The 4,664-nt window shown below is 37.5% G+C and carries 6 protein-coding genes and 2 pseudogenes; all 8 read left to right on the top strand.

Features of this window, described 5'->3' with window-relative positions; genetic code table 11:
• Positions 1-28 precede the first annotated feature (28 nt).
• Positions 29-427 carry a Fur family transcriptional regulator gene (locus H8704_RS13130; protein WP_249298559.1) on the top strand — a complete coding sequence of 133 codons (399 nt, stop codon included), beginning with the start codon at positions 29-31 and terminating at the stop codon, positions 425-427.
• Positions 420-1,040 (top strand): annotated as a pseudogene (locus H8704_RS14455) (flavin reductase); the annotation flags it as partial. The gene H8704_RS13130 and the pseudogene H8704_RS14455, both read left to right, overlap by 8 nt.
• Before the next feature lie 18 nt (positions 1,041-1,058).
• Entirely contained in the window at positions 1,059-1,601 is a 543-nt protein-coding gene (rbr, locus tag H8704_RS14450; protein WP_243105565.1) for a rubrerythrin, read from the top strand.
• A 27-nt stretch (positions 1,602-1,628) separates the two neighbouring features.
• A complete protein-coding gene (locus H8704_RS13115; protein ID WP_118559160.1) occupies positions 1,629-2,573 on the top strand; it encodes an L-lactate dehydrogenase in 945 nt (314 codons plus the stop codon).
• Between the two features lie 27 nt (positions 2,574-2,600).
• A complete protein-coding gene (locus H8704_RS13110) occupies positions 2,601-2,975 on the top strand; it encodes a desulfoferrodoxin family protein (protein WP_118679277.1) in 375 nt (124 codons plus the stop codon).
• Between the two features lie 94 nt (positions 2,976-3,069).
• Positions 3,070-3,225 carry a rubredoxin gene (locus H8704_RS13105; RefSeq protein ID WP_249298558.1) on the top strand — a complete coding sequence of 52 codons (156 nt, stop codon included), beginning with the start codon at positions 3,070-3,072 and terminating at the stop codon, positions 3,223-3,225.
• Between the two features lie 23 nt (positions 3,226-3,248).
• Entirely contained in the window at positions 3,249-4,481 is a 1,233-nt protein-coding gene (locus tag H8704_RS13100; protein ID WP_249298557.1) for an HD-GYP domain-containing protein, read from the top strand.
• Between the two features lie 104 nt (positions 4,482-4,585).
• A pseudogene (locus H8704_RS14445) lies at positions 4,586-4,664 on the top strand (bacteriohemerythrin); the annotation flags it as partial.

The following is a 4,664-nucleotide window of genomic DNA, read 5'->3' as shown; positions in this document are numbered from 1 at the left end:
TAAGAATAAATCCTAATAAGGAGGTCGGATAATTATTAGAAGAAATACAATTCAAAAAGATTTAGTAAGAAACGCTGTGTATGAGATGAAAAGGCATGTTACAGCAAATGAAGTGTATGAATTTATAAAAGAAGCATATCCTACAATTGGAAAAGGGACTGTGTATAGAAACCTTGATATATTGGTAGAAGAAGGTGCTTTAAGAAAGGTTGAAGTTCCGGATGGACCGAACCGGTTCGATTTCACATTAAAAAATCATTACCATGTCAGGTGTGTAAAGTGTGGTGAGGTTTCAGATGTGGATATGGATGAAATACCGAATTTACTGGAAAGAATTCATGACACACATGGAATCGAATATTTGGATTATGATATTTCATTTAAAGGCATTTGTTCCAAATGCAGGAAGGAGGAAAAGAATGAATAGGAAAGCAATGTATAAGTTGAGTTATGGACTGTTTGTATTGACTGCAAAAGAAGCAGAAAAAGATAACGGATGCATTATTAATACAGCGATTCAGGCGGCCTCAGGACCAAATCAGTTAAGTATCTGCGTCAATAAGGCAAATTACACGCATGATATGATTCAAAGAACTGGAAAATTCACAGTATCAGTCCTGAGTCAGAATGCGCAGTTTGAATTATTTAAGCATTTTGGATTCCAATCAGGAAGGGATACCAATAAGTTTAAAACATTTGGAAAGTGTGCCAGGGGTACAAATGGTATTTATTATATTACAGAAGGTACCAATGCATACATTTCTGTAACAGTTAATAAAACAGAGGATTTGGGTTCACATACAATGTTTATCGGTGAGATAACTGATATGGAAGTGTTAAGTGATATTCCTTCTGTCACATACGAATATTATCAGAATAATATCAAGCCCAAGCCGGAGGAAGTTGGAAAAACGGAAGAAGGTCAGACGATATGGCGTTGCAGAATTTGTGGATATGAATATGTAGGTGAAGAATTACCGGATGATTTCATATGTCCTATATGTAAGCACCCAGCTTCAGATTTTGAAAAAATAGTAAAGAAAACGGAGGTAAAAGAAATGGCAGCAAACAAATACGCAGGAACGCAGACAGAGAAAAATTTACAGGAGGCATTTGCAGGAGAATCTCAGGCAAGAAATAAGTATACCTATTTTGCTTCTGTAGCAAAGAAGGAAGGCTACGAGCAGATGTCAGCTTTATTTTTAAAGACAGCAGACAATGAGAAAGAGCATGCAAAAATGTGGTTCAAAGAGTTAGCAGGGATCGGAGATACAAAGGAAAACCTGGCAGCCGCTGCAGAAGGCGAAAATTATGAGTGGACAGATATGTATGAAGGCTTTGCGAAAACTGCTGAGGAAGAAGGTTTCCCAGAGCTTGCAGCAAAATTCAGAGCAGTTGGAGAGATTGAAAAGCATCACGAGGAGAGATATCGTGTGCTTCTTAAGAATATTGAAACTGCACAGGTATTTGAAAAGAGCGAAGTTAAGGTATGGGAATGCCGGAATTGTGGACATATTGTGGTAGGAACAAAAGCCCCTGAGGTATGTCCGGTATGTAATCATCCACAGAGCTATTTTGAAGTACATGAAGAGAATTACTAAGAGGAGGAGATTATTACGAAGGAGCAAATGATCAATTCGAAAAAAGCAGTCATGATAGGCTGTGGTTTTGTCGGTTCTGCATCTGTATTTGCTTTAATGCAAAGCGGATTATTTACAGAGATCGTCCTTATTGATGCAGATAAAAACAAGGCGGAGGGTGAAGCGATGGATATCAGTCACGGAATTCCATTCGCCAGTCCGATGAAAATATATGCGGGAGATTATGATGATGTGGCGGATGCCGCCATCGTTATCATATCTGCAGGAGCAGGGCAAAAGCCGGGAGAGACAAGACTTGATCTTGTCAACAAAAATGTAGCAATATTTAAGTCGATTATTCCTGAAATCGCCAAAAGAGATTTTGCAGGTATCATGCTGGTAGTTGCAAACCCGGTAGATATTCTGACACAGGTTGCTATAAAGTTATCCGGACTTCCTGAAAACAGGGTGATTGGTTCAGGAACCGTTTTAGATAGTGCCAGATTAAGGTACAAGCTGGGGGAACATTTATCTGTCGACAGCAGGAGTGTGCATGCTTTTATAATAGGAGAACACGGCGACAGTGAAGTGGTAGCATGGTCATCAGCGAATGTATCCGGTGTTCCGTTAAGTGAAATGTGTGAAATGCGCGGGCATTATAAGCACAAAGAAAACACAGAGGAAATAGCGGCGGCAGTTAAGAATAGTGCCTATGAAATTATAAACAAAAAGCACGCTACATATTATGGAATTGCAATGTCGGTAAAAAGAATCTGTGAAGTGATCATGAGAGATGAGAAATCAATACTTCCGGTATCACACATGATTCATGGTGTATATGAAATTGACGGGGTTTCCCTAAGTATGCCGGCTATTGTAGGTGCAGATGGTGTTGAGTCAGATATACCTATAAATTTGAATGGCGAGGAAGCATTAAAGCTTAAGGAATCGGCTGATTCATTGAAGAAAATTGTAGAAACAATTGAGTTGTAAATTTTTAACATGGAAGGAGATAAAAGCATGGAAGTGAAGTATTATGTATGTAAGCATTGTGGAAACATTATTGAAAAGGTAAAGGACAAGGGCGCATCTGTCATCTGCTGTGGAGAGGCTATGCAGGAGTTAAAAGCTGGAGTGACAGATGCTGCAGTTGAGAAGCATGTACCTGTGTATACGGTGGAAGGCAATCATGTTTATGTTGTTGTCGGAGAGACAAAACATCCAATGCTTGAAGAGCATTTCATTGAGTGGATCACATTAAATACCAATCAGGGAATTTACAGAAAGCAGTTAAATCCGGGGCAGGAACCGGCAACGGATTTTTGCCTTTGCGACGGCGAGCAGGTAGAAGAAGTATATGCATATTGTAATCTGCATGGATTATGGAAATGCTAAAAGTATTTGTACATATTATGGTGATGCAGAATTGTGGAAATTGCATTGTAATGGAGTAATCCGTATTATTAACATATTTTACAGGAGGAAAAAAATGAAATATATATGTGATATTTGTGGATGGGAGTATGATGAGGAGAAAGGTTATCCGGAAGGTGGTATTGCGCCTGGTACAAAGTGGGAGGACCTTCCGGAGGATTTTACATGCCCGTTATGTTCAGTAGGTAAAGATCAGTTTTCAGAAGCTTAATTTTACGATAAAGGATTATATACATGAGAGTAGAACAGCTGAGCATAGACATTGTGGGACTGGCAGGAGCTTGTTCTTATGCCTTAGACTGCATTGAAGCAGAACTTGTAAATGTAAAAAACAAACATGGAAAGAGAGTGGCTTATATTAGTGTGTGTATGGCTAAATATTGTGCAATCCAAGGTGATGCGTTACAAGATTTAGCTATATGCGCTTTGCTACACGATAATGCGTTGACACAATATATTTCTGAAGAAGTACAGAAATATCCGGATACCGACATTAAAAATGACTTATCCGAAAACAAAACAAATATGCATTGCGTTTATGGTGAAAAAAATATTACTAAAATCCCTTTTAAAACAGATATTTCAAATGTGATTTTATATCATCATGAACATGCTGATGGAACCGGTCCCTTTCGAAAGAAGTGGCATGAAATTCCATTGTTCTCAAGGATTATTCATCTTGCAGATATTGTTGATATTATAGGAAATAGTATTGAATCTGCTGATCATAGATGGGATTTTATATGTCAGTATCTTTCCCAAAATAAGGACAGACTATTTGATTCAGAATGTGTTAATGCCTTTCAGAAGGGATTCACAAAAGAATCCTTTATGTGCTTAAGGGATGATTCTTTTGAAACAAAGCTATGGGAGATTGTTCCAAGAGAAAAACAATTTTTTGATTGGAAAACATGTAAAAATGTTGCAGACTTCTTTGCAAAGATTGTAGATTATAAATCTTCTTTTACCAGCAGGCATTCTATAGGAGTGGCTGAAAAAGCCTCCCTGCTTGCCCGTTATATGGGATATGATTCAGTCATTGTACACAAAATGTATTTGGCTGGTGCCCTGCATGATATAGGGAAAATGGCGGTAGGCAATGAGATTTTGGAAAAACCGGATAAACTTACGGATGATGAATTTTCTAAAATGAAAAATCATGCCGGTTATACATATCTTATATTATCAGAGGTTAATGATTTTGAAGATATACGAGATTGGGCGGCATTCCATCATGAAAAATTAAATGGAAAAGGGTATCCTTTTGGAAAAACTGCGGATGAATTAAATGAGCCGGAACGTATGATGGCATGTGTTGATATTTATCAGGCTCTTACGGAAGATAGACCTTATAAAAAGGGATTATCTCATGAAAAAACATGTGATATCCTTGATGACATGTCACAGAAAGGTTTTATTGATTCAGATATTTCAAAGACAATTAGAGAATGCTTTGGAAGAATCTGATGCCATATATGAAAATAGAGAATATTTCAGACAATAGTGTTTCCATTATGTCTAGTATGGTATGGGTTTCTAAAGCAGAATAAGAATGAAAGTAGGATTAAGTTATGTATGAAATGAAACCAGAATATTATATCGGAATAGATATGATTGACGAGGAACATAAGCAATTGTTTTTGTATGCAG

The organism is Jutongia huaianensis (genome assembly GCF_014384985.1).
Taxonomy (GTDB): domain Bacteria; phylum Bacillota; class Clostridia; order Lachnospirales; family Lachnospiraceae; genus Jutongia; species Jutongia huaianensis.
Note: the sequence above shows the minus strand (reverse complement) of the source record. Positions and strands in the feature narration are given on the sequence as shown.

Excerpts from the sequence above, each read along its gene's own strand:
- rbr (WP_243105565.1), top strand. The coding sequence starts at position 1,059 with ATGGCAGCAAACAAATACGCAGGAACGCAGACAGAGAAAAATTTACAG.
- H8704_RS13115 (WP_118559160.1), top strand. The coding sequence starts at position 1,629 with ATGATCAATTCGAAAAAAGCAGTCATGATAGGCTGTGGTTTTGTCGGT.
- H8704_RS13110 (WP_118679277.1), top strand. The coding sequence starts at position 2,601 with ATGGAAGTGAAGTATTATGTATGTAAGCATTGTGGAAACATTATTGAA.
- H8704_RS13105 (WP_249298558.1), top strand. The coding sequence starts at position 3,070 with ATGAAATATATATGTGATATTTGTGGATGGGAGTATGATGAGGAGAAA.
- H8704_RS13100 (WP_249298557.1), top strand. The coding sequence starts at position 3,249 with ATGAGAGTAGAACAGCTGAGCATAGACATTGTGGGACTGGCAGGAGCT.